Genomic DNA, 1787 nt, shown 5'->3' with positions numbered 1-1787 from the left:
TCGCGCGGGATCTGTCGCTCATCGCGATGGGGATGCTCCTGGTGAGTTCGATCTCGTNGGAGGCGAAGCTCGACACTGTGTCGATGCTGCGGTTCACTCTGGCGCTGGGCGGCGCGGTCGCGCTGCCGTATGCCGTGTCGCGATGGGTCTACCGCGATCGCGCGATCCGCTTCCCCTGGCGCGGCGGGGGACGATGGCGCGGCTGGCAGTGGGGGTGGCTCGGGGCCGTGCTGGCGCTCGGCTGGCTGATCCTGCCGTTCTACTTCATCACGTCGGGCGTGTACCGCAACTGGCCGGTGGTGGACAGCCCCGATCTCATCGCCCGGCTCTTCGTCGGCGTCGGCGCCGTGGGCATCTGGGACGAGCTCTTCTTCATCTGCACGGTGTTCGCACTGCTGCGCCGCCATCTCCCGGATGCCGCGGCCAATCTGCTGCAGGCGGTCGTGTTCGTCTCCTTCCTCTGGGAGCTCGGCTACCGCGCCTGGGGGCCGGTGCTCACCATCCCGTTCGCTCTCCTGCAAGCCGTCATCTTCCTCAAGACCCGTTCGCTGGGCTACGTCGTGACGGTGCATCTGCTCTTCGACGCCGTCGTCTTCGCGGTCCTCGTGCACGCACACAATCCGGGGCTGTGGGACGCGGTTTTCCTCGTCGCGCCCGGCTCGTGATCAGGAAGAACCGCTAGTCTGCACGAAGACCCCGACAGGGTCTCCGGACGAGGGATCCCAGTACCCGGTGAGCGACAAGACTGGCCGGAAGGTCACGTCATGTCCTGGGTCATCCTCATCGTCTCCGGCGTTCTCGAAGCGGTCTGGGCGACCGCGCTCGGCAAGTCCGAAGGTTTCAGTCGACTTGTTCCGACGATCGTGTTCGCCGTCTCGCTGACCGCCAGCATGGGCGGTCTGGCGTGGGCCATGCGCGACATCTCCACCGGCACCGCGTACGCCGTGTGGGTCGGTATCGGGGCCTCGCTCACCGTCGCCTACGCCATGATCACCGGCGACGAACAGTTCTCGCTCGTGCGGCTGCTGCTCATCCTCGGCCTCGTCGGGTGCGTCGTCGGACTCAAGCTCGTCGGTCACGACTGAGCGCGCCGCGGCATCCGTCGACGCTCAGCGCTCGCCGCGCAGCAACTCCAGCCCCGCGCTCGCGAACTGCCGCGTCGTCGCGGAGGGCAGGAACGCACGCGTGAGTCCGGCGCCGATCCGCGGCAGGTCGGCCTCGTCGCGGAACAGCAGCGACATGGTCTCGTAGCGCGGGTGGAACTTCTGCTTGAAGCGGTGCAGCGACTGGAACCCGTACACCGGCTCGAGCGCATCGGACAGGCGCGTGCTCAGCGCCGCGAGCCCCTGGGCCTCGGGCGGGTACTCGTGGGTGAGCGGCGCGCCGGACAGCGACATGAACTCGGCACCCTCGTCGCGGAAGGCGACCGCTTCACGCGAGCCCCTTCCCCCGCGCCCATCTTGCCCGACGGCGCGCCCGGGCGGCAGCCTCGCCCCGCTTCACCCCGTCGTCGAGGTGCACGGCACTGTCGTCTCGCGCGCACCTGCGGTAGTGTGCAGACGTGGGCCGGGGGCCCGCATCGAGCCGGGGGGCTCGAACCGGGACGACGCTCGTCGTCGAGCTCGGATCACATCGAGAGCTGGGGGAGCTCGCTATGGCTGTGTCGATCGGCTACGCCGCCGGGGCGTTCGATCTTTTTCACATCGGGCATCTGAACATCCTTTCGCATGCCAGGAAGCAGTGCGACCTGCTGATCGCGGGTGTCGTCAGCGGATCGAGGCGACCGT

The 1787-nt window shown here is 68.3% G+C and carries 4 protein-coding genes and 1 riboswitch; of the genes, 3 read left to right on the top strand and 1 reads right to left on the bottom strand.

Going from position 1 to position 1787, the window contains the following annotated elements; all coding sequences use genetic code 11:
• Together I5I_RS07380 and I5I_RS07375 are read left to right on the top strand one after the other, a co-directional pair.
• A partial coding sequence (locus I5I_RS07380) for a CPBP family intramembrane glutamic endopeptidase (RefSeq protein WP_036318176.1) occupies positions 1–665 on the top strand: 665 nt, incomplete at its 5' end.
• Between the two features lie 22 nt (positions 666–687).
• Positions 688–754: riboswitch (guanidine-III (ykkC-III) riboswitch) on the top strand.
• Positions 755–764: 10 nt separating this feature from the next.
• Positions 765–1085: a DMT family transporter gene (locus tag I5I_RS07375; protein WP_036318175.1), complete on the top strand. Its 321-nt coding sequence runs from the start codon at positions 765–767 to the stop codon at positions 1083–1085.
• Positions 1086–1109: 24 nt separating this feature from the next.
• Here I5I_RS07375 and I5I_RS07370 read toward each other — a convergent pair whose 3' ends face one another.
• A complete protein-coding gene (locus I5I_RS07370; RefSeq protein ID WP_275574461.1) occupies positions 1110–1487 on the bottom strand; it encodes a phosphatidylglycerol lysyltransferase domain-containing protein in 378 nt (125 codons plus the stop codon).
• 167 nt (positions 1488–1654) lie between these two features.
• On the opposite strand from I5I_RS07370, the gene I5I_RS16350 reads away from it, so the two are divergent.
• A partial coding sequence (locus I5I_RS16350) for an adenylyltransferase/cytidyltransferase family protein (RefSeq protein WP_148285510.1) occupies positions 1655–1787 on the top strand: 133 nt, incomplete at its 3' end.

The organism is Microbacterium sp. B24 (assembly GCF_000333415.1).
GTDB lineage: Bacteria > Actinomycetota > Actinomycetes > Actinomycetales > Microbacteriaceae > Microbacterium.
The sequence above is the reverse complement of the archived record's forward strand: the minus strand, read 5'-3'. Positions and strand labels throughout refer to the sequence as shown.

Excerpts from the sequence above, each read along its gene's own strand:
- I5I_RS07375 (WP_036318175.1), top strand. The coding sequence starts at position 765 with ATGTCCTGGGTCATCCTCATCGTCTCCGGCGTTCTCGAAGCGGTCTGG.